Annotated in this window: 20 protein-coding genes; 15 read left to right on the top strand and 5 right to left on the bottom strand. The window is 42.4% G+C overall.

The features are described from left to right. Positions 1-9 precede the first annotated feature (9 nt). On the bottom strand, positions 10-1,347 hold the full coding sequence (locus MHB79_RS18255) for an amino acid permease (RefSeq protein ID WP_050944589.1): 1,338 nt from the start codon (positions 1,345-1,347) through the stop codon (positions 10-12). Between the two features lie 319 nt (positions 1,348-1,666). On the opposite strand from MHB79_RS18255, the gene MHB79_RS18250 reads away from it, so the two are divergent. Continuing rightward, positions 1,667-3,181, top strand: coding sequence for a methyl-accepting chemotaxis protein (locus MHB79_RS18250; protein WP_137054160.1), 1,515 nt, complete (start codon positions 1,667-1,669; stop codon positions 3,179-3,181). A gap of 42 nt (positions 3,182-3,223) precedes the next feature. Here MHB79_RS18250 and MHB79_RS18245 read toward each other — a convergent pair whose 3' ends face one another. Together MHB79_RS18245 and MHB79_RS18240 are read right to left on the bottom strand one after the other, a co-directional pair. After that, positions 3,224-4,207 carry a Gfo/Idh/MocA family protein gene (locus tag MHB79_RS18245; protein ID WP_322000021.1) on the bottom strand — a complete coding sequence of 328 codons (984 nt, stop codon included), beginning with the start codon at positions 4,205-4,207 and terminating at the stop codon, positions 3,224-3,226. 144 nt (positions 4,208-4,351) lie between these two features. Further along, complete coding sequence (locus MHB79_RS18240) at positions 4,352-4,711, bottom strand: MerR family transcriptional regulator (protein WP_003215283.1); 360 nt, start codon at positions 4,709-4,711, stop codon at positions 4,352-4,354. Between the two features lie 308 nt (positions 4,712-5,019). Between MHB79_RS18240 and yidA the strand changes: the two genes are divergently transcribed. Next, entirely contained in the window at positions 5,020-5,832 is an 813-nt protein-coding gene (yidA, locus tag MHB79_RS18235; protein WP_003215147.1) for a sugar-phosphatase, read from the top strand. Between the two features lie 36 nt (positions 5,833-5,868). Here the strand turns inward: yidA and MHB79_RS18230 are convergent, their stop codons facing one another. After that, positions 5,869-6,876: a helix-turn-helix transcriptional regulator gene (locus MHB79_RS18230; RefSeq protein WP_212045731.1), complete on the bottom strand. Its 1,008-nt coding sequence runs from the start codon at positions 6,874-6,876 to the stop codon at positions 5,869-5,871. Between the two features lie 129 nt (positions 6,877-7,005). Between MHB79_RS18230 and MHB79_RS18225 the strand changes: the two genes are divergently transcribed. Both MHB79_RS18225 and MHB79_RS18220 read left to right on the top strand, forming a co-directional pair. Then, positions 7,006-7,713, top strand: coding sequence for a class I SAM-dependent methyltransferase (locus MHB79_RS18225; RefSeq protein WP_322000017.1), 708 nt, complete (start codon positions 7,006-7,008; stop codon positions 7,711-7,713). Further along, positions 7,710-8,807 (top strand): saccharopine dehydrogenase family protein, encoded by a 1,098-nt coding sequence (locus MHB79_RS18220; RefSeq protein ID WP_322000016.1) that lies wholly within the window; start codon positions 7,710-7,712, stop codon positions 8,805-8,807. The genes MHB79_RS18225 and MHB79_RS18220 overlap by 4 nt, the downstream gene beginning before the upstream one ends. A gap of 29 nt (positions 8,808-8,836) precedes the next feature. On the opposite strand, the gene MHB79_RS18215 is transcribed toward MHB79_RS18220, so the two are convergent. Further along, entirely contained in the window at positions 8,837-10,657 is a 1,821-nt protein-coding gene (locus MHB79_RS18215; protein ID WP_322000014.1) for an acyltransferase family protein, read from the bottom strand. Between the two features lie 241 nt (positions 10,658-10,898). On the opposite strand from MHB79_RS18215, the gene MHB79_RS18210 reads away from it, so the two are divergent. The 11 genes from MHB79_RS18210 to MHB79_RS18160 all read left to right on the top strand — a co-directional run bounded on the left by MHB79_RS18210 (position 10,899) and on the right by MHB79_RS18160 (position 21,216). After that, on the top strand, positions 10,899-11,774 hold the full coding sequence (locus MHB79_RS18210; protein ID WP_226804468.1) for an aldose 1-epimerase family protein: 876 nt from the start codon (positions 10,899-10,901) through the stop codon (positions 11,772-11,774). Between the two features lie 60 nt (positions 11,775-11,834). Further along, positions 11,835-12,779, top strand: a complete 945-nt coding sequence (locus tag MHB79_RS18205; RefSeq protein ID WP_003214694.1) for a sugar-binding transcriptional regulator — start codon at positions 11,835-11,837, stop codon at positions 12,777-12,779. Between the two features lie 83 nt (positions 12,780-12,862). Continuing rightward, positions 12,863-13,534 carry a deoxyribose-phosphate aldolase gene (deoC, locus tag MHB79_RS18200; protein ID WP_003215179.1) on the top strand — a complete coding sequence of 224 codons (672 nt, stop codon included), beginning with the start codon at positions 12,863-12,865 and terminating at the stop codon, positions 13,532-13,534. 166 nt (positions 13,535-13,700) lie between these two features. After that, positions 13,701-14,882: a NupC/NupG family nucleoside CNT transporter gene (locus MHB79_RS18195; protein WP_106032035.1), complete on the top strand. Its 1,182-nt coding sequence runs from the start codon at positions 13,701-13,703 to the stop codon at positions 14,880-14,882. A 25-nt stretch (positions 14,883-14,907) separates the two neighbouring features. Continuing rightward, complete coding sequence (locus MHB79_RS18190) at positions 14,908-16,209, top strand: pyrimidine-nucleoside phosphorylase (protein WP_106035751.1); 1,302 nt, start codon at positions 14,908-14,910, stop codon at positions 16,207-16,209. 181 nt (positions 16,210-16,390) lie between these two features. Continuing rightward, complete coding sequence (locus MHB79_RS18185; protein WP_003215380.1) at positions 16,391-16,834, top strand: MarR family winged helix-turn-helix transcriptional regulator; 444 nt, start codon at positions 16,391-16,393, stop codon at positions 16,832-16,834. A 14-nt stretch (positions 16,835-16,848) separates the two neighbouring features. Next, positions 16,849-17,487 carry a nitroreductase family protein gene (locus MHB79_RS18180; protein WP_003214802.1) on the top strand — a complete coding sequence of 213 codons (639 nt, stop codon included), beginning with the start codon at positions 16,849-16,851 and terminating at the stop codon, positions 17,485-17,487. Between the two features lie 25 nt (positions 17,488-17,512). Next, the gene (locus MHB79_RS18175; protein WP_050944578.1) at positions 17,513-17,806 is read left to right on the top strand and encodes a putative quinol monooxygenase; all 294 of its coding nucleotides are present in this window, start codon (positions 17,513-17,515) and stop codon (positions 17,804-17,806) included. 189 nt (positions 17,807-17,995) lie between these two features. After that, on the top strand, positions 17,996-20,377 hold the full coding sequence (locus tag MHB79_RS18170; RefSeq protein ID WP_335355908.1) for an immune inhibitor A domain-containing protein: 2,382 nt from the start codon (positions 17,996-17,998) through the stop codon (positions 20,375-20,377). Positions 20,378-20,584: 207 nt separating this feature from the next. Next, complete coding sequence (locus tag MHB79_RS18165; RefSeq protein ID WP_012011773.1) at positions 20,585-20,839, top strand: ORF6C domain-containing protein; 255 nt, start codon at positions 20,585-20,587, stop codon at positions 20,837-20,839. 5 nt (positions 20,840-20,844) lie between these two features. Next, positions 20,845-21,216: a DUF1304 domain-containing protein gene (locus MHB79_RS18160; RefSeq protein ID WP_050944576.1), complete on the top strand. Its 372-nt coding sequence runs from the start codon at positions 20,845-20,847 to the stop codon at positions 21,214-21,216. Positions 21,217-21,221: the final 5 nt, after the last annotated feature.

The raw sequence follows: 21,221 nt of genomic DNA, 5'->3' as shown, positions 1-21,221 counted from the left end.
TTTTAGCGTTTAAGCCTTCTTTTTCATTAAGAATGAAGCGATGATGGCTGCGACTAAGAAACCGATGCTGATAATCGAGCTAGGCAAGTTTTCTTGTCTGAATAGAAACATCACAAAACTCACACTTAGTACAAGACCTGCAAATAAAGTCAAATACGGAAACAGCCACACCTTAAAATAAGGCTCCTGTGGATATTTTGGGCGAAGTTTCAGATGTGCCATGCAAATGCTAATCCAAATGAGTGAAACAGCAAAACCAGGAATGGCTAGCATATAACTGAAAATTTGCTCTGGGTATAAGTAAGCAAAGAATGTCCCGATGAGAAGAAACAGAACGGTCACCCATAAACTCAAAATGGGTACGCCTCTTTTATTGACCTGTGCCAGTTTTTTCGGACCGCCATCTGATTTAGAGAGAGAATGCATCATTCTCGTCGTGCCATAAATGCCAGAATTGGCCGCCGATAGAACGGCTGTAATCAATACGAAATTAATGAAGTGAGAGGCGCCTTGCATACCGGCTGCTGAAAAGACTTGAACAAATGGGCTGTTATTTGGATCAATTTGATTCCAAGGAATGAGTCCACAGATGATCAAAATCGGCAAAGTGTAAAATAAGATAATACGCCACATCATACTTTTAACAACACCAGGCAAGACCTTTTCGGCATCCTTTGTTTCTGTAATAGTCAGCCCGATCAATTCAGAGCCCCCATAAGAGAAAATAACAACTAATAAAGAGGCAAAGATCGCACCCCATCCGTTCGGGACGAAGTTTTGATAGTTGGTGAGTGCAGATGTGCTTTGTTCGTTCGGAATGATCCCAAATAATAGAGCTGCACCAAGAATAATAAACACAATAATAACGAAAATCTTCATTCCAGCGAACCAAAACTCAATTTCACCAAAGTATTTTACATTATTTAAGTTAATTCCGATGACTAAGAGAGAGCAGAGTAAACATAGTGACCATAGAGGCACGTTCGGTAACCAGTATTGAAGCAGGCTGCCTGCCGCAATAATCTCGATGACACACACAGTGAGCCACATGAAACAGTAAACCCAGCCGACGACAAATGAAAAACGTTGACCAAGCGCAATCTGTATCAGGTCGCGAAGGTTATTTCCTGGATAGACAATCGCCATTTCAGCTAAGGCTGCCATCACGATGAGCAATAATAATCCGGCAAATACATAGGAAAAGATGACCCCAGGACCTGCTAAACCGATTGTATCGGCACTTCCTTTAAAGATTCCTGTACCAATGACCCCGCCCAATGCAATCATGCGAATGTGACGCGGTGATAAAAGCTTTTTTAATTCTTGTTGTTCCTGATTCGCGCTCATGACGTTCTCCTTTTTTAAAAATGCTTATGTTCCATTTTCTTTTTTCGGGACGTCAGTGTCAATATAAAAAAAGAGATTTTTCAGACAAAAAAGTCGGTTGATTCTATCAAATGAGCCGTTTTCTTCCATAAGTCCTTTCTATGACCCATCCCCAAAATCTGAAACTTCGTGAAAAAATGAACATTTGCCTTCATTCTGACATAAACAATTTTCAGTTTTTGTCGATATATCAACTGTATTACTAAAGTCCTAATAAAGAATTGTTTATAACTGTAAAATATTTCAAAAAAGCATGAAGAAATGAAAGGAGTTATGAAAGATGTTTATGAGAAAAGCAAATGATTCATCGTCGGGAACCCTTTTAAATGAGAGCAGTCGATTAGTAGAACGAATTGAGAAGGGAGACCTTTCAGCAAGAATAGATACTGCTGCATTCTCTTCAAGTCAAACGATTGAAGCAGTAGCCCAAATAAATGAAGCTTTGCAAAAGATGCAGGAAGTTAATGAAGATATTCAAATGCGTATGAATTTAGTGACAAAAGCCATTCAAGTTGGTTTATGGGATATGGTCGTGATCGCTGGAGATCCGGTCAATCCAAAAAATGAATTCACATGGACGGATGATTTCCGCAAAATGATCGGCTTTCAAAACGAGCACGATTTTCCGAACGTTTTAGACAGCTGGGCATCTCGAATTCATCCGGATGAACAAGAATATACCCTAAATGCATTCTCTTCGCATTTATCGGATCATTCGGGACGTACACCATATGATATCGAATATCGCTTGAAGTTGAAAAACGGAGATTATCGCTGGTTCAAAGCAACTGGCACGACTATTCGTGATCGAAATGGTGTCCCTCTTCGTGTGGCGGGAGCTCTTTTTGATATTCATGATCAGAAATTAAAAGAAGAAGAACTGCAAGCATTCGTGACGAGATATGATTTGATCAACCGTGCGCTTGTGGAAGCTCCTTGGGACATGGTCGTAGAGGCCGGCGATCCAGTCAATCCATACAATGAGTTCTGGTGGTCCCCGCAGTTCAGAAAAACGCTTGGTTTTACGGACGAAAAGGATTTCCCGAACGTATTAAGCAGCTGGAGCGACCGCCTGCATCCTGAGGATCAAGAAAAAGCTCTCCAAGCCTTTGCAGATCATTTAAATGATCACTCTGGACGCACACCATTTGATATTGATTACAGATTGCAGAGTAAAAATGGCGAGTATCGCTGGTATCATGCCGGTGGTGAAACCATTCGTGATGAAAAAGGTGTTCCTCTTCGTGTGGCTGGAACCATTCGTGACATCACGTTAGAAAAAAACAAAGAGAAAACAGCCGATGAAATGGCTTCACAAGTAGAACAGCTTTCAAGTTCAATCAGCGAAATGGTATCAGGCATTAGCTCTGTGACAAATCAAGCGCAGGAGCTGGCTGTTGCACAAGAACAGTCAACATCTGCTGCCCATCTAGCAAAAAATAGTGCAGATGAGACGAAAAATATTTCTGACTTGATTAAAGAAGTAGCGAACCAAACGAACCTGCTTGGTCTAAATGCTGCGATTGAAGCGGCCAGAGCTGGTGAGCAGGGACGAGGATTCTCGGTCGTTGCAGATGAAGTGCGTAAGCTGGCGCTTCATAGTGCCAATGCAACGGAGAATATCGAATCTAGCTTGACGGAAATGAAAACGCAAATTGATGAAATTCTTGAAAATATCTCGAATATGACAGCTCTTACGCAAACACAGGCTGCTTTAACAGAGCAAGTAAATGCTGCAGTCGATGAAGTGAATCACATGTCTCAGCGTCTTGTGGCGTATTCAAAGAGTATTTAATTGTCAGAAACCGCCCTCTCGTGTAGAAGGCGGTTTTTATCATTAAAATTGATCTGCTGGGAAAACAATACCTGCATCATTTCTTGCAGCATCAAGGACTTTCATCACAGAAAGACTTTCATCAAGCCATACATAGCACTGTTCATGATTATTTGTTTCAATGATGTGCTGAAAAGCCTCTGCTTCATAAAACAGGCGGTTTGAATTTGTTTGTGCATTAAGTGAGATCACCTGGTCATTCACATGAAGCAGCACTTCCTCACAGCCATTCGCCCCATTTTTCACATGAATGAAGCCCTTTTCTCCTTGAATCAATGCAAAATTCATGCTGCTTGTATCCTTACTGCCGACACTTGTCGCAATGAAATCATTGTAGGTGAAAGTCAAAACACCAGATGTATCGATGCCATTGGGATGACGGTTTGCCTGGTAGCGGACCTGCTCCGGTGATCCGAAGAGATTCATGATGAAATGGACATTATAGATATTAATATCCATCAACGCTCCTCCTGAGAATTCAGGGTTAAAGACATTTGGCGTTTCGCCGGCTAGCAGCTGATTGTATTTGCTTGAATATTGACTATAGTTGCATTGAACCAGTTTGATTTTACCTAATTGATGAAGGTGTTTTTTGATTAAATGATAGTTTGGCATATGAACGGTCGTAATGGCTTCAAATAGGAGAAGCTGCTTTTCCTTTGCTAGTGCGATTAAGGCTTCCAGCTCTTTGACATTAGAGGTGAAAGGCTTTTCGCAAATCACATGTTTTCCGTTTCTTAATGCAGCCGTGGCATGCTCGCTATGTAATCGATTCGGTGATGCAATATAAACAGCGTCAATGTTTGGATCTTTCAGCATAGCCGTTAAATCCGTATAAGTCGTTTTTACACCAAATTGGTCTGCGAGCTTCTTTGCCGTTGCTTCCTTTCTTGAATAGACGGCATGACAAGAAGCGCCATCAAGCTGTTCAATCGCTTGCAAGAAGCTTTCCACAATCACACCTGTTCCAATGGTTGCAATGTTCATTCTATTCAAAACCCCTTCCACTCGTTTGATATCAAGTAAAGCTGTCTCTAGTATAACTGATGTTTGAATCGTACGCGCACTTGAGACCTGGGCGTAGAGGGGCGCCAGTGGCAAACACTGGCACATCTTTGGCAACCCTTACAATTAGCTGATGTTCGCTAATGTTTGTTTTGTTAATAATTGAATGGCAGCTTTCCTCTTCTTTAACTCTTGAATGGAGTGTTGAATATCCTCAACTTTTTGTTCGAGCAGCTGTTCAGCTTCTGTCTTTGATTGTTTTTCAAATAGCGATTTAATAATTTCACGAATTTCTTTGAGTGAGAAATCTAGCTTTCTTGCTTCTGTGATAAAGGATAGCATGAGTACATATTTTTTATCATATAAACGATAGCCGTTATGTGCTCTCTTTGGTTCGGGGAGCACACCCTCATTTTCATAAAAACGAATGGTTTCAATATGCACACCAGACATTTTTGACAATTTACCTCTAGTAAACGTAAGCATTCCCTGCACCTCCTTTCTTTGCTATCCATCATACAATTAGATTTGCTAGTTTCAAAATATTCAGTGGTGAACATTTGTCTTCATTTTCCCGTTGGAAAAGGGTAGAAACTCTATTTAAAGCAGGATGAATAGAATACGATATAATAGAGAAGGCTTATGACAATTTTGTTACAGTGAGAACAAGTAGACAGCGTGATGAAAAAACGATAGGCTAAAATAGGTAAATAGTAATGATATAACCTGTCATCATATAGATGATGGCTCAAAATAGTGCAGCACGTTTTTTGCTGAGAAAAGGGGACCAGTGAATGTATAAATTAGTTGCAATTGATATGGATGGTACGTTATTAAATGATCAACATATGGTGCCGGATGAGGTGTTTGAAGCCATTCAACAGGCGAAAGCAGAGGGCGTTAAAATTGTGTTATGTACAGGACGGCCTATTGGCGGAGTGAATCGCTATTTAGATGATCTTCAGCTCAATCAAGAGGGAGATTATGTGATTGCCTATAATGGGGCGCTCGTCCAAAACAGTCACACAAATGAAGTGGTGTCAGAACTGACGTTATCCTATGAGGATTTAACTTCTTTATATAAGCTGAGCCGTGAGCTCGATACACCGATGCATTATTTCGATTCCGCTCATTTGTACACACCGAATCGTGATATTAGTGAGTACACAGTACTTGAATCTTATTTAACAAAGCTGCCGCTTAAATATTTACCTGTTGAAGAGGCAGATCCTTCAATGAGACTTCCGAAAATGATGTATATTGATCAGCCAGAACGGTTGGAAAAGACGATACAAGCCATTCCATCTGAAGTAAAAGACAAGTACATGATGGTGAAAAGTACAGATTTCTTCCTTGAAATCCTGCATCCTGAAGTCAGCAAAGGGAATGCCGTGAAGCTTCTAGCGAAAGAGCTGGGGATTGCTCGTGAAGAGGTCATGGCCATTGGTGACAATGGGAACGACGTATCGATGCTGGAATTTGCGGGCTGTGGTGTTGCCATGGGAAATGCCATTGATGATGTCAAAGCAGTAGCGGATGTTGTGACAAAGTCCAATAATGAAGCCGGCGTTGCACATGTCCTGCATGAGTTAGTTTTAGGGAAATAAACGAAAAAGCGGTCTACCAGTGAGGTAGCCGCTTTTTTATATGTGAGAGAAAAAGTAAACAAGCATCCGTCTGCTGCTCAAATTTGTCTTTTGTAGCATCGCCTTCACATGATCATGGACGGTATGGGTTGAAATAAATAAAGTGCTGGCAATTTCCTTTGTAGACTGTCCTTTTAATAAGCAGTCAAGGACGTTCATCTCTCTTTCTGTCAGCTTGTACGTTTTTGCCGCATAAGGAAGAATATCATTGGTTTGGGCTCTCTTGATGTGAATCATGACAGCCTCTTCCTGACCGGCTGCCTGCGCTAATCGAAATGCTTGAAGAGAGAGGAACAGCCCCGTAGGCAATCTCGTCATGCTTGCCGCTGTTTGGTCGATGCCGCCGTATAAAAGTTTTGCCCCTAATGCTCTAAACGGGCGCGGCATAACCGCCCTGTCATGGATTTGTTCAAAGGCTTGAAACGTCTGAAGCCAATGAAGACCCGTCTCATTTCCATAAAGAAGGTTGTAATCGTGCGAGAGAATGAGGAAGCCTTGCTGCTCCGCCGCCGCGTCCTCTTCGGTATCTCTTTTCCTGAAAAGTTCATCTCTCAGCTTGGCTGCGAGCCTAGGCGTTTGTTCGATGACCGCTCGAATATCTTGTTCTTGAAAAGGTTCCTTGTTCTTTAAACGATAGAGGCTGGCAATGCCCCAGCATTCTCCTTGAATCACAAGAGCTGCCCGCAATTCATCAGACCATCCTTTAGGTAACAAAATGTCTTGGTAGCGCTCACTGCTAAGGTATTCTCCGCTTTGGACTAGGCTCGCAGCATGAACGGGGCCTTTGGCTAGAGACTCATGCTGATGTACGTCCTTTTTTAAGAACTCATTTTGAAACAGTTGGTCATGAATGTCTTCAATCGGTTCATCTGTGAAGGACCCTGTCGAGAGGAGAGTGGCTGGATCAATGGTCGTGATACAGGCGGCATCAAAATCAAGGACGGCAGCAAGCTCGTCCCGAATGTGTTGTCTCAGTTGCTGAAAATGAGTGGCTGGATTGGTCACATGATCTCCTCCTCAAAAATCCCCACTTTTAGGGATCGTGTTTTATGTTGTCTCTTTTTACAATAAAGATGTCATATCGTTAGTGTACAGGAAACGATGTAAAGCGGAAAGGAACTGGAGGAGAAGGACATGAAAGGAAACCAGCATTGGCACGATCCCGTTGCTGAGTCATATGCAGCGACGATTGCTCATAAAGTACCCGGTTATCAGCTATTGCATGAGTTGACAATAGACGTATTAGAAACTGAATTAAAGGGAGCGGCTTCCCGCATCCTGACTGTTGGAGCGGGCGGGGGTGAAGAGATCATCAACATGCTTCAAAGAAAAGAAGACTGGCTCATCACAGGGGTCGATCCGTCACCTTCTATGCTGGACATGGCGAAACGGCGAGTTGCACAGCTTGAGATGGAGGCGCGTGTCACATGGCATGAGACCCCATTAGATAAGATTTCTGCTGAACCTGTTTACGATGCAGCGGTGAGCTTGCTTGTGATTCATTTTATAGAAAAGCGCCAGCTCTTTTTAGAAGAGATTGCCCGCAGGCTTCAACCAGATGCGCCGTTTATGTTGGCATTTATACAGGGAGAGATGAAGTCCCAAGCATTTCAACAGGAGCTTCACATGCTTTCTCTTTTCATGCAGCGGCAAGGTCTAGAAAAAGAAGTGTTTACGTCCTTTAAAGACAGGCTGGGAAGCGCGACACACCCTGTTCCCGAGGAAGAGATAAAAGAGCATTTAATCAAAGCAGGATTTGAAGACATCATACCTTATTTTCAGGCAGGAATGATTAAGGGGCTTGTTTGCAAGCGAGGTCGTAGAGAGGCGGATAAGAAATGAGATCACAGGTGATGGTGATAGGCGGCTATGGACATGTTGGACAGCAAATATGTCTTGAGCTAAGCGAAGTGTATCCCGGACAAATTGTAGCGGCAGGCAGAAGCTATGAGAAAGCTGAGAAATTTTCACGCCAGACAAAAGGGAAAGTTCTTCCCTATCAATTAGATGTCAGTGAGCCGTTATTTTCGGACTGGGTGGATCAAACAAAACTGGTGATCATGTGCCTTGATCAAGAAGATCCGTCATTTGCTGAAACAGTTCTGCGGTCAGGCATTGATTATATAGATATTTCTGCGAAAGGGGCGTACATGGAACAGATGGCAAAACTGGATCACCAGCACACCAGTGCAACGGCTTTACTCAGCGTCGGGCTTGCGCCTGGCCTTACGAATTTATTGGCAGCGAAAGCAGCATCTATGCTCTCATCAGTGAATCAAATAGATATAGGGATTATGCTTGGATTGGGTGATCAGCATGGAAAAGCCGCCATTGAATGGACGCTTGACAATGTCCATACTGACTATGTGGTTACTGAGCATCATCAGCGTAAAAGAGTCAAAAGCTTTACTGGAGGCAAGCGTATAGATTTTGGTGTGAAACTTGGAAAGCGGCAAGCCTATCAGTTCCCCTTCTCTGATCAGCAGACATTGCCTTTGACGCTCAGCGTGCCTTCTGTGACAACAAGGCTTTGTTTTGATTCTCGCGCGGCAACGCGGGCATTTGCTGTCACAAGGAGCCTTGGAATGACGTCCCTTCTCACTGTGCCGAAAATCAAGGAACGAGCCATTTCTATGATTCAATCTGCTCAAATGGGAACAGATCAATATGCAGTGAAAGTGGAGGCGACAGGAATGGAGAGGAACAAGATTCATCATGTAGCACTTGGAATAAAAGGGCATGATGAGTCTCAAGCAACAGCTCAAGTCGCCTCTGCTGCGGCACTGCATTTATTGGGCAGGCGGTTTCAGACAGGTGTGTTTCATATCGAAAAATTATTTTCATTAGCGTATGAGAATGGTGATTTTGCGTTGGTGGATCAAAAAACGAAGGAAAAGCGTGTGTTAGCGCTGAAAGCCAGCCTTTTAACGGCATAAAAAGAAGACTAGCAGGATGCTAGTCTTTTTTATGACGATGACACATCTCCTTTTTTCTTGATGCTAGCTGTAATGAGCTGTGTCAATGTATCAGAGCCTTTTGTTGAAAGGTGAACACCATCAGGCTGAAAATAAGAAGGCTGTCCAGTAGCGGCTGAATGCCAATCGACCAGGGTCACATTGGAATGTTGATCGGCCACTCGCTGAATGACTGCATTCACATCGCTTTCCCAAGACCTTGGGACTCTCGTGTTCACAAGGAAAATGTGCGCCTTTGAAAATTGCTGAATGAATGCTGTCAATGTGTCCTCAGTAAAATAGCCATTCGTGCCAAGCTCAATGATAACAGCGGCATCAGATTGATTAAATGAAGCATACTGAGGAGCGATGCTGACGGCTTCGTTCATTTGTCTGCCAACCTTTGCATCGATGGTGATTTGTGCATATGTCTTTTCAAGATTCGGCGCTATGTCCAGCATGACGGAATCACCAATAGCAAGAATTTGGTGAAACTGCTTCTGATCTGCTGCTTTCTTCTCATGTTTTTCCTTCTTTTTTTTCGTTTTCGATTCCGTAGAGTCTCCTGCTTTTTTTGGTGCCGTCTTAATTTGTGTCACTTCCTTGGCATGTGGAGACGTATGGGACGAACTGGACATGCCAATGGTAAATAAGATTAAAAGAGCTGCAGTGATTCCAAGGAACACTTTATGAGACGTAGACCATTGTTTGAATCCCTTTTTCCAAATAGACCAAGAGGCAAAATATTGTGTGAAGCCAAGCCGGCGAATCGGCTGTTCGATGAAGCGGTAAGAGGCCTCTGCGATAAGTAAAATGGCAATGATCTGCAATGCGACACGTCCCATAGAAGGCTGTCCAATTTCAATGACAGGGGTGGTCAGCACGATGATGGGATAATGCCACAGGTAAATACCATAAGAACGCTTTCCAATCCAGACGAGCGGCTGATAGGAGAGCCATTTTCCCAATAGGCTTGCAGGGTGGCAGATGCACGCAATTAAAATCGCTGCATTAAGACAGAATAAAAGCATGCCGCCTTGATAGAGAAAACCGTCAAATTCGTCCACTGCATAAACACATAGAAGAAAAACCGCAAACGAACCAAAACCAGTGATATGTAAAATACGTCTGCCAACAGGAAGGAGCTTTTTGCTGGACAGTCTTTGCATGGGCCATACAAATGCTAGGCTGCACCCAATCAGAAGCGCAAATGCACGAGTATCTGTTCCATAATAAACCCTGCTTGGGTCCGTATCGGGTGAATAAAGGATTGCCATCCATAAGGCGGAGACAAGTGCAAGGCCAAAGGTGATCATTGGCAGATGGGATCTATTTTTCACCCATTTTAGCCCAGCAATCAATAGTACCGGCCAAATGATATAAAATTGCTCTTCTATCGCCAAAGACCACAAATTTTTCAGTGGAGATACAGCGTTGAAGCTATCAAAATAAGACAGCTGATGGAAAATATACCACCAGTTACTGACATAAAAAAAGGACGATAAGGCATCGCCACGAATGGACAATAGTGCATTCGAACCCGCAATTGCACACCAGCTGACGGTTAAGAAAATCATCACGTAAGCAGCTGGAAGGAGCCTTCTGATTCGGCCCATCCAAAATGGTAAAAGCTCTTGATAACCCAAATCCTGCTTATGTAACAAGATCGTTGTAATCAAGTAACCAGAAATCACAAAAAACAAATCAACGCCAAGAAACCCGCCGCTTGCAGGTCCAATATGTAAGTGATAAGCAATGACCGCCAATACAGCAACGGCTCTTAGCCCATCTAGTCCTAATATATAACGTAAACGATTCTCCTTGCTGCTCATGAAAATGAATCCCCCATTTATGTCAAAACGCTTCTTTTTTGTTGTCACTCCAAAAGAGCAACGATTCTTTTATTTTATATAAGATTAGACGAATCAGCATCACATTTTGTTGGCGAATTTCTGTCTTTTTTTAAAATTTTTATATAAAGATAGAATTGATGGTCAGGAAGGCTGCCTTATTTTTATACTCAAAACCAAAATCCCTGTCATAATAAAAGAAGATGGAAAGGGGATGTGTGAAATGAGAACAATTGAAAATGATCAGTTATTGATTCAGATCAATGAGAGGGGTGCCGAGGTCAGAGAGGTGCTTCATAAGGAAAGTGGACGTCAATATATGTGGTCTGGCGATCCTGCATACTGGGGCAGGGTGTCGCCTGTCTTATTCCCGATTGTTGGACGATTAAAGAATGACCAATACAAGATAGATGATCAAACCTATGAGCTCACGCAGCATGGATTCTTGCGTGATGTTGATTTTGATTTACATGAAGAAACGAAACATACAGTGACCTTTCAATATGAATCAAAAGGCCTCCACATCGAGCAGTATCCCTATGAATTTACCGCCCGTATTCGATACGAGCTGTCGGAAAATGGTCTGATGATTTCCTGGGAAATTGATAATGTCGGAGATGACACGATGTATTTCTCCATCGGAGGTCACCCCGCATTTCAAGTTCCGCTAATTGAAGGAGAGCGCACAGCAGATTATTCCCTGACATTGACGCCTTCTACTGAGCATCTTCCTGTCCAATATGAACTAAAAAATTCACTTGTCAGGGAGAAAGAAAAAAGCATTCAGCTTAAACCAATTCAGCTTCGACCAGAGCTTTTTCAGCATGATGCGATGATCTTTAGTCATATCAATCGAGTGTCATTGGTGTCTCAGGCAGGTCACGGGGTTGAGGTTGATCTCACTGGTTTTCCGTTCGTTGGTATTTGGTCACCTTATCATCAAGAAACGGGCACAATGGCTCCTTTTGTTTGTATTGAGCCTTGGTACGGTATTGCCGATGTTGAAGGGACGAATGGGCAGTACAAGGAAAAGTTCGGTATTCAAACTTTAGAGAAGAATGAGACCTTCCAAGCCGCCTATACTATTTTTTTCAAATGAACATTTGTGCATGATAAGTTGAACAATTTGTTATGATAGAAGAAAAAAGGAGGCGTACGAATGGATCGGGAGAAACAACAACTGAGTATTGAAGCGGCAAGGCTGTATTATTTATCGGATTACAGCCAGCAGGAAATTGCCAAACAGCTCGACCTGTCGAGACCAACTGTATCTCGGCTGCTTCAATATGCGAAGGAGAAGGGGTACGTCCAGATAACGGTAATGGACCCGTTTGAAGACTTGAATGAGCTGTCTTCATTGCTCAAGGAAAAATATGACCTGCTCGAAGCTCATGTGGTGTTTTCGCCCAAAGATGATTATCCAACGATCACTGAATACTTGAGCCAATTTGGTGCTGAGTACTTGCAAAACACAGTAAAAGACGGTGATATCGTTGGTGTGAGCTGGGGAACCACCATGTATCAAATTGCTCAAAAGATGCAACCTAAACAGGTCAAAGGTGTAGAGGTTGTCCAGCTGAAGGGTGGGATTAGCCACTCCCATGTGAATACATATTCTGCGGAAACCATCCAGCTGTTTGCCGAGGCCTTTCAAACAGCACCGCGCTATTTACCGCTTCCTGTTGTATTTGATAGTGCTGCCGTCAAGGAGATGGTTGAACAGGACAGACATATTCAGCGCATCATTGAAATGGGCAAACAGGCGAATATTGCTGTGTTCACTGTTGGAACGGTAAGAGATGAAGCCCTTTTGTTTAGACTTGGTTACTTCCGCGAAGAAGAAAAAGCACTGCTCAAAGCATCCAGTGTTGGGGACATCTGTTCGCGCTTTTATGATCAAGAAGGACGCATTTGCAGTGAAGCGATTAACAACCGTACGATTGGCGTGGAGCTTGATGATTTAAGAACAAAAGAACGCTCTATTCTTGTTGCTGGCGGACATCGCAAGGTTGCTTCTATCCACGGTGCACTAAGAGGAAAATATGCGAACGTATTGATGATTGATCAGCATACAGCAAAGGCTCTTTTAAATGTCACAAAATAGATGAACAAAATTTCATAACTATGTTTACAAATGTTCATCGGTCATATATGATGAAAGTATCATAATTAAAAGGAAGTGTAAGCATGACGATAGCAAATCTTATTGATCATACAGCACTAAAACCAGATACATCGAAAGCTGCAATCATGCAGTTACTTGAAGAAGCAAAGACTCATCAGTTCGCATCTGTTTGTGTGAATCCAACATGGGTGTCTCTTGCGGCGAAAGAACTAGCAGGAACAGGCGTTGATATTTGTACAGTCATCGGTTTCCCGCTAGGTGCAAACACAACAGCAGTAAAAGCATTCGAAACAAAGGATGCAATTGAGAACGGTGCAACCGAAGTGGACATGGTCATCAATATCGCGGCATTGAAAGACGGCGAATATGATGCAGTTGAGCAAGATATTCGTGCAGTTGTAGACGCAGCAAAAGGGAAGGCACTTGTGAAAGTCATTATTGAAGCGTGCTTACTCACAGATGAAGAGAAAGTCAAAGCTTGTGAGCTTTCAGTGAAAGCTGGCGCTGATTTTGTGAAAACATCGACTGGATTTAGTACAGGCGGTGCAACTGCTGAGGACATCGCATTAATGCGTAAAACAGTAGGACCTGACATCGGTGTGAAAGCATCAGGCGGCGTGAGAACAAAAGAAGATGTTGAGGCAATGCTAGCTGCAGGCGCTACCCGAATTGGTGCGAGTGCAGGCGTTTCTATTATCAAAGGGGATCAATCAGCTCCTTCGAAAGACTATTAATTCATACGATCCTATGGTAGGATAACATTCGTGACTCATAAATGATGAAAAAGTCATATGCGGAAGGATCTCACTTCTGGGAATTTCTTCCGCACTTTGTTTGCGAAATAGGGTTTGTTCCATACAAGCGCATTAATGTAAACGAATTCATTCGAGGAGGAAAAACATGAAATACGTGATTGGTATCATCGGTTTGCTGGTGATTCTCGCCATTGCATGGCTGGCTAGTAACGGCAAAAAACGAGTAAAATTCCGTCCAGTAATTGTCATGATTGTACTGCAATTTATTTTAGGTTATATTCTGCTCAATACAGGTGTTGGAAATTTCCTAGTCGGGGGCTTTGCAAGGGGATTCCAAATGCTTCTAGGCTATGCCGGTGAAGGAATCAACTTCGTATTTGGCGGATTAATGAATGATAAGGCGTCAACTTTCTTCATCAATGTCTTACTGCCGATCGTCTTTATTTCGGCATTGATCGGTATCCTGCAGCATTGGCGTATCCTCCCGCTTATCGTACGCGGAATCGGGTATTTGCTTAGTAAAGTAAATGGAATGGGGAAACTAGAATCCTACAACGCAGTAGCGTCTGCGATTTTAGGTCAATCAGAAGTCTTTATTTCCATTAAGAAACAGCTCGGATTATTACCTCAACAACGTCTTTATACATTGTGTGCATCTGCGATGTCAACTGTATCGATGTCCATTGTTGGTGCATACATGCAAATGATTAAACCAGAGTATGTTGTAACAGCACTCGTGTTAAACCTATTTGGTGGATTTATTATTGCGTCTATCATCAATCCTTATGAAGTGGCTAAGGACGAAGACATGATTGAAATTGTAGAAGAAGAAAAGCAATCCTTCTTTGAAATGCTTGGCGAATATATTATGGATGGTTTCAAAGTAGCGATTGTTGTCGCTGCGATGTTGATTGGATTCGTTGCATTAATTGCGATGATTAATGGAATCTTTACAGCTGTCATCGGTGTTTCTTTCCAAGATGTACTTGGTTATGTATTTGCCCCATTTGCTTTTATTGTTGGTGTACCTTGGAGCGAAGCAGTACAAGCAGGAAGCATTATGGCAACGAAAATGGTTTCCAACGAATTTGTGGCAATGCAAATCCTGTCCGGTGATGCTTTCCATTTCACTGCTCGTACAGAAGCGATCATTTCTGTATTCCTTGTATCATTTGCGAACTTCTCTTCTATCGGTATCATTGCTGGCGCAGTCAAAGGCTTAAACGAAAAACAAGGGAACGTTGTCGCACGCTTTGGATTAAAGCTTCTATTTGGTGCAACACTTGTCAGCTTCTTAACAGCAGGCGTTGTCGGTTTGATTTACTAATTTAAGAAAAGGAATGGTGAAAACAATGAGAATGGTAGATATCATTGCGAAAAAACGTGACGGAAAAGAATTATCTTCAGAGGAAATTTCTTTCTTTGTCAAAGAGTATACGGACGGAACAATTCCTGACTACCAAGCAAGTGCCTTGGCTATGGCGATTTTCTTCCAAGATATGACGGATCAAGAACGTGCTGACTTAACGCTCGCTATGGCGAACTCGGGAGACACGATTGACCTCTCTGCCATTGAGGGTATTAAAGTAGACAAGCACTCAACAGGCGGTGTAGGCGATACAACAACGCTTGTACTCGCTCCTCTTGTGGCTGCACTTGATGTACCTGTTGCGAAAATGTCTGGCCGCGGCCTTGGACATACAGGCGGTACAGTGGACAAGCTTGAAGCGGTAAAAGGCTTCCACGTAGAAATTACAAAAGACGAATTCATCGAGCTTGTGAACCGTCATAAAGTAGCGGTCATTGGTCAATCAGGCAACCTGACACCAGCGGATAAAAAGCTTTATGCCCTTCGTGATGTGACAGGAACCGTTAACTCCATCCCGCTCATTGCAAGCTCTATTATGAGTAAGAAAATTGCTGCTGGCGCAGATGCGATCGTACTAGATGTGAAAACAGGTGCAGGTGCTTTCATGAAAACACCTGAAGACTCTGAGAAGCTTGCAAAAGCCATGGTCCGCATTGGAAACAACGTTGGCAGACAAACGATGGCTGTCATCTCTGATATGTCTCAGCCGCTAGGATTAGCGATTGGAAATTCCCTTGAAGTGAAAGAAGCGATTGATACGCTTAAAGGCGAAGGCCCTGAAGACTTAAACGAGCTTGTGCTCACTTTAGGAAGTCAAATGGTCGTTCTTGCGAAAAAAGCAGAAACGCTTGATGAAGCAAGAGAAAAGCTAATTGAAGTCATGAAAAACGGCAAAGCACTTGAGAAATTCAAGGAATTCTTAGAAAATCAAGGTGGGGACGGCTCGATTGTAGATCAGCCGGAAAAACTGCCGCAAGCCCCTTACCAAATCGACGTTCCTGCAAAGGAATCAGGTGTGGTTGCTGAAATCGTCGCAGACGAGATCGGTGTTGCAGCGATGATTCTTGGAGCAGGACGTGCGACAAAAGAGGACGAGATCGACCTATCTGTCGGCATCATGCTGAACAAAAAAGTCGGCGATCGTGTTGAAAAAGGAGATTCACTCGTGACACTTCATGCAAATCGTGAAGATGTTGCGAATGTCGTGGAGAAAATTTATGACAACATCCGCATCGCAGATCATGCTGATGCACCAACTCTCATTCACACTGTGATCACAGAATAAAGAAAAAAGGACAAAAGTGCTTCGCCGCTTTTGTCCTTTTTTTGTTCATTTCTTTTTCTATTGAGATAAAAAATTTCACTTTATGAAACAAACCTCTTGCATTCATTAAATAATGGGTGTATATTAGTTGACGAGTCAATGATTGATATATCAACTAATTGATCTGAATAGAAAAGAGGGGATGGCATTGACTGCATTTTGCTCTGAAGAAGCAGAGGTATTATACCGTTTGCAGTGTGTGAACCGTATGATGGGCGTGAAGTTCGAAGCATGCACGGGCATCAGCCAATCAAGACTAGAGTTGCTATCACTGTTATTCCAAGCAGACGAAATCAGCCAGTCAGATTTGCAGAAAAAAGTAAATATTGATAGTGCGGCTGTGACGCGTCACTTAAAACAGTTAGAAGCAAAAGGAATGGTCACGCGCAGAAGAAAGCCAGAAGATAATCGAGTCACACTTGTTCGTCTGACAGAAGAAGGCAGAACAAGAATCGAAGCTTCTAAAAAAGAAAAAGAACGATTTATCTCAGAAATGCTTGAAAACGTAAGTGACGAAGAACGAAAGCTTCTCACTGATGTGCTCAGCCGAATACAACAAAACATCGAAAAGATTCAAACAACCTAAAGGAGTGTTTCAACATGGCTACAACATTAAAAACTAACGATTTTATGGAAATTTTGAAAGGACGCCGTTCTATTCGTAACTATGACCCAGCTGTGAAAATCAGCAAAGAAGAAATGGCAGAGATTCTAGAAGAAGCAACAACTGCACCATCATCAGTGAATGCACAGCCTTGGCGCTTCATGGTCATTGACAGCCCAGAAGGAAAAGAAAAGCTTGCACCACTTGCAAAATTCAACCAAACTCAAGTGTCAACATCAGCAGCTGTCATTGCAGTATTTGCAGATATGAAAAGCAATGAATACTTAGATGAAATTTATTCAAAAGCAGTAGAGCATGGCTACATGCCGCAAGAAGTGAAAGAAAGACAAATTGCTGCACTAACTGCACACTTTGAGGTACTTCCAGAGCAAGTCAACCGCGAAACAATCTTAATTGACGGTGGAATTGTGTCTATGCAGCTTATGCTTGCAGCACGTGCACACGGCTATGATACAAATCCAATTGGCGGTTTTGATAAAGAAGTCATCGCTGAAACATTTGGCTGGGATAAAGAACGTTATGTACCAGTGATGCTGTTATCAATTGGGAAAGCTGCTGACGAAGGTTATGCTTCTTACCGCTTACCGATTGAACGCATTACAGAGTGGAAATAATATCTTTTAAAAAGGAGACGATTAGATGATTATTATTCATGCAGGGATGACCATTCATCCAGAAAAAGAAAACGTATTTCTAGAAGAAATCAATGCATTAATGAAAGCTTCACAAGCCGAAGAAGGCAATGTATCCTACAAGCTGTTCAAGGATACAGGTAAGGAACATACCTTCTTAATGGTAGAAGTGTGGAAAGATGACGCTGCGGTTCAGAGCCATAATGCGAGTGCACATTTCCAAGCTTTCGTAGCAAAGGCAAAAGAATTCTTAGCCGCTCCACTTGACGTTGTTGCCTTTCAAGGCCAGCAACTTTCATAGTAAAACAACAAACACCCTAGGCGTTTATCGTCTAGGGTTCTTTTATTTTCGACACCTTGTTCCACCCATTTCATTCCCGTATTGTGCATTTTCCACAAAATTTCTGAAAATAAAATGTTTTTCGACTTAAGTATATTGGAATATGCTAGAATGAGATATTATTTATTACCAAATTAGGGAGGAACCAAAATGAAAAAAGGGAAATGGACGAGCATTGCACTAACGGCTGTCCTCGGTTTAGGCACATTGACAGCTTTCAGCACCCCACTATCTGCCCACACTACAGAAAAGTCAACATCCTCAGACGGCGGTCATTATTCAGGTATTCCATTCGATGCAAGTGTTGTGAATGAAGACCGTCTCATCAAAGCCTTGAAAAAACAAGGAAAGATCAAAAAGAATGCCAATGAAGCAGAAACCCAAAAAGCATTAAAGAAATATCTAAAGAAAAAAGAAGAATCTGCTATGAAACAAAGTGCAAGCACCTTAACAGAAGAGCCTGAATTTCTGAAAGAATACAAACAAAAGGTACATAACAAATTAGCCAAAAAGAAAAAGTTAAAGAAGCATAATGGAAAAGAAAGCAATCATGTAAAACCGGTCAAAAAGGAAAAGTATAAAGGCGAAGTTCGCAATGATAAGGTATTGGTTTTATTAGTAGATTTTAAAGATTATAAGCATAATAGTATTAAAAAAGAAGAGACTGATATGTACTATGACAAGTACGATCAGCAGCACTATCAAGACATGCTTTTCGGAAAAAATGGCTACATCGGTCCAGATGGGAAACGAAAAGTATCCATGAAGCAATATTATGAGAAACAGTCTGGCGGCAGTTACACGATCAGTGGAACGGTGGCTGGCTGGTATACAGCGAAGCATGAAGCAGCCTATTATGGCGGGAACGTACCTGATGAATCAGGCAGTGACGGCAGACCGCGTGAATTGGTGAAAGAAGCACTCGAAGCAGCAGCAAAGGACCCGAACATTGATCTCGGTGAATATGATCAATGGGACCGCTATGATATGGATGGCGACGGCGTTTATAACGAACCAGACGGCATCATTGACCATCTGATGGTCGTTCATGCTGGCGTAGGTGAAGAAGCTGGCGGCGGACAACTTGGCTCTAATGCGATTTGGTCGCACCGCTGGTCACTTGGTGATGTATTTGAAATTCCAAACACTGAATCTGAAGTCGGACAAGGCGGAAAGTTAGGCGCGTTAGATTACACCATTGAGCCTGAAGATGGCGCGGCAGGCGTATTCACACATGAATTCGGACATGATCTTGGTCTTCCTGATGAGTACGATACACAGTACACAGGAGGAGGCGAGCCCGTTTCCTACTGGTCGATCATGTCAAGCGGAAGCTGGGCAGGTAAAGTCCCTGGAACGGAACCAACAGGCTTTAGTCCATATGCGAAAGAAATGCTTCAAAACTTACATGGTGGTAACTGGCTTACTGGACAAACCATTGATGGTAAAACATTAAAGAAAAGCAAAACAGTGCTGATTGATGAAGCAGCAACAAAAGGAACGAACCATGATGCGGTTCGGGTAGATTTACCAGATAAAGAGATTGTTGTCACAAAACCTGCTCAAGGACAAAATTCGTACTTCAGCGGAACGGGTGACAATTTAAATGCGACCATGACGACAACAGGTATCGATTTGTCGAAAGGGAGCAAAGCAGAGCTGACATTTAAAGCATGGTACGATATCGAAGAAGATTATGATTATGCGTATGTAGAAGTTCGTGAAACAGGAACTGATCAGTGGAAGACCATTGCTGGTAACATCACGAACGATCGAAATGAAGCTGGAGCGAACGAAGGCAATGGAATTGACGGAAAATCAGACGGATGGGTAGATGCAGCATTTGATCTTTCTGCTTATGCAGGGAAGAAAATTGACCTGCAATTCCGCTATACAACCGATGCAGGCTATTCACTGCCAGGCTTATTTGTAGATGATTTAAACATCACTGCAGATGGGACGAAAGTGTGGTCAGATGATGCCGAGGGCACATCTACTTTCACCTTTAACGGATTCTCGAAATCGAATGGAAAACAATATGCAGCTCAATACTATTTACTAGAGTGGCGCTCATATGCTGACGTCGATAAAGGGTTAAAGCATATCAAACGAGGGGCAAGCCTCATGAGCTATAATAACGGTTTGGTCGTGTGGTATGTCGATCAATCCTACAGTGATAACTGGGTAGGAAAACACCCAGGGAACGGTTTCCTTGGGGTAGTAGATGCAGATCAGCAAGTATTGAAGTGGAGTGACGGCTCCATTGCAGCCACAGGTTTCCAAGTACATGATGCAGCATTTTCTTTGAATCCAAGTACGAAGCTCAATATTGATTATACAGCGACAACTGGCTTAACGTTGGTAGATCGCTATATTCGCCCGACTCGTACATTTAGTGATAAAAAGAATTATGTGAATCCAAATAATCCAGATGCAGGGCGTGATGTCCCAACATACGGTCTATCCTTTAAAGTTGTTGGACAAAGTAAGGATCGTTCTGTTGGAAAGGTATTAATTTCTAAAAGTAACTAAACAGAAAGCCGGATTCTACCATTGAATCCGGCTTTTTGCTATGGTAATAAACTGTTTTTGATGAAAAGGGCGGCTTTTTGGTCGAATGTCTGTTCTTTTTTATTTTGATATCCGAATGAAATCATTATATAATAGAGACTGGAAGGTTTTTCTTTCATACATGGTTCTTTTTAGCTGTTAAAACAAAGGAAAGGATGAGCGTTACCAATGAGTTGTGTCACTGCTAAGCAATTAAAGGTGATTAGAGGGACGATGCAGACTTTTTGCAGCCATTTGGAGTATGATGGTCACGGTAAGCTTCATATCAATACCATCATGGCTTTTATTAAAAAGGAGTTTGGTGTGAGAAAAATGAAAGACATTCCACAAAGCCGCTTTACTGAAGCGCTTGAATTAATACAAGACTTTGATTTATACACGGATAAAATAGAGATTCGTGATCGTCTATCAGAAAGGAATTAACTAAATTGAATATTTTGGCAATAATACTAGTAGGAATTGTCGCATTAGAACACCTTGTCATTATGTTATTAGAAATGTTTTTTATGGAATCAAAGATGGCAAAGAGATCCTTTAAGCTGCCAGAACACTTGCAAAAGGATCCAAATGTAAAAGTGATGTTTGCCAATCAGGGGCTTTATAACGGGTTTTTAGCTGCAGGACTGATTTGGGGGCTCATTCTCGGATCGAATACTGTTGGATATATGATTCAGCTATTTTTCATTATTTGCGTGATCATCGCTGCGGTATTTGGCGGTGTGACCTCTAATAAATCAATCATCGTCAAGCAAGGAGTACCAGCGCTTCTTGCATTAATTGCGCTTATCCTGGCAATTTAACCATA

The organism is Bacillus sp. FSL M7-0558 (assembly GCF_038003245.1).
In the GTDB taxonomy this organism is placed as follows: domain Bacteria; phylum Bacillota; class Bacilli; order Bacillales; family Bacillaceae; genus Bacillus; species Bacillus pumilus.
Note: the sequence above shows the minus strand (reverse complement) of the source record. Positions and strands in the feature narration are given on the sequence as shown.

What these genes read in the sequence shown, in the direction of transcription:
- MHB79_RS18255 (WP_050944589.1), bottom strand. Translation starts at nt 1,347, where the DNA reads ATGAGCGCGAATCAGGAACAACAAGAATTAAAAAAGCTTTTATCACCG.
- MHB79_RS18250 (WP_137054160.1), top strand. Translation starts at nt 1,667, where the DNA reads ATGTTTATGAGAAAAGCAAATGATTCATCGTCGGGAACCCTTTTAAAT.
- MHB79_RS18245 (WP_322000021.1), bottom strand. Translation starts at nt 4,207, where the DNA reads ATGAACATTGCAACCATTGGAACAGGTGTGATTGTGGAAAGCTTCTTG.
- MHB79_RS18240 (WP_003215283.1), bottom strand. Translation starts at nt 4,711, where the DNA reads ATGCTTACGTTTACTAGAGGTAAATTGTCAAAAATGTCTGGTGTGCAT.
- yidA (WP_003215147.1), top strand. Translation starts at nt 5,020, where the DNA reads ATGTATAAATTAGTTGCAATTGATATGGATGGTACGTTATTAAATGAT.
- MHB79_RS18225 (WP_322000017.1), top strand. Translation starts at nt 7,006, where the DNA reads ATGAAAGGAAACCAGCATTGGCACGATCCCGTTGCTGAGTCATATGCA.
- MHB79_RS18220 (WP_322000016.1), top strand. Translation starts at nt 7,710, where the DNA reads ATGAGATCACAGGTGATGGTGATAGGCGGCTATGGACATGTTGGACAG.
- MHB79_RS18215 (WP_322000014.1), bottom strand. Translation starts at nt 10,657, where the DNA reads ATGAGCAGCAAGGAGAATCGTTTACGTTATATATTAGGACTAGATGGG.
- MHB79_RS18210 (WP_226804468.1), top strand. Translation starts at nt 10,899, where the DNA reads ATGAGAACAATTGAAAATGATCAGTTATTGATTCAGATCAATGAGAGG.
- MHB79_RS18205 (WP_003214694.1), top strand. Translation starts at nt 11,835, where the DNA reads ATGGATCGGGAGAAACAACAACTGAGTATTGAAGCGGCAAGGCTGTAT.
- deoC (WP_003215179.1), top strand. Translation starts at nt 12,863, where the DNA reads ATGACGATAGCAAATCTTATTGATCATACAGCACTAAAACCAGATACA.
- MHB79_RS18195 (WP_106032035.1), top strand. Translation starts at nt 13,701, where the DNA reads ATGAAATACGTGATTGGTATCATCGGTTTGCTGGTGATTCTCGCCATT.
- MHB79_RS18190 (WP_106035751.1), top strand. Translation starts at nt 14,908, where the DNA reads ATGAGAATGGTAGATATCATTGCGAAAAAACGTGACGGAAAAGAATTA.
- MHB79_RS18185 (WP_003215380.1), top strand. Translation starts at nt 16,391, where the DNA reads ATGGCATTGACTGCATTTTGCTCTGAAGAAGCAGAGGTATTATACCGT.
- MHB79_RS18180 (WP_003214802.1), top strand. Translation starts at nt 16,849, where the DNA reads ATGGCTACAACATTAAAAACTAACGATTTTATGGAAATTTTGAAAGGA.
- MHB79_RS18175 (WP_050944578.1), top strand. Translation starts at nt 17,513, where the DNA reads ATGATTATTATTCATGCAGGGATGACCATTCATCCAGAAAAAGAAAAC.
- MHB79_RS18170 (WP_335355908.1), top strand. Translation starts at nt 17,996, where the DNA reads ATGAAAAAAGGGAAATGGACGAGCATTGCACTAACGGCTGTCCTCGGT.
- MHB79_RS18165 (WP_012011773.1), top strand. Translation starts at nt 20,585, where the DNA reads ATGAGTTGTGTCACTGCTAAGCAATTAAAGGTGATTAGAGGGACGATG.